Source organism: Pseudomonas sp. SDO5215_S409, assembly GCF_054071325.1.
The window spans coordinates 1-309 of the sequence record NZ_JBSVWN010000192.1 but is presented as its reverse complement, the minus strand read 5'-3'; the positions used below and the strand labels follow the sequence as shown (position 1 = coordinate 309).

Below are 309 nucleotides of genomic sequence, written 5' to 3'. Positions count from 1 at the left end.
CCGACGCGCCCAGCAGTTGCTCGCGGCCCGTCATGTGGGCCTCGATTTCTTGCGACAGCACCCCCATGGAGGTCGCGTCGTTGACCAGGTGGTGGAACGACAGCATGCCGATCCAACGCCCGTTTGGCGCATCGTGGGCAAAGCCCAGGTGCATCATCGGTGCGCGGCGGATGTCCATGCGGTGGTGTGCGGGGCTGAAGTGTTCACGCAACTGCGTCAATACATCGCCCGCCTGCGGGATGAACTCCTGCACGTCCAGCGGCGCCTCGCGCCATACCACCTGCACCGGGGCTTCCAACTGCTCCCAGA

General features: G+C 65.4%; 1 pseudogene. It reads right to left on the bottom strand.

Features of this window, described 5'->3' with window-relative positions:
* Positions 1-309 (bottom strand): annotated as a pseudogene (locus ACW9H9_RS28865) (hypothetical protein); the annotation flags it as partial.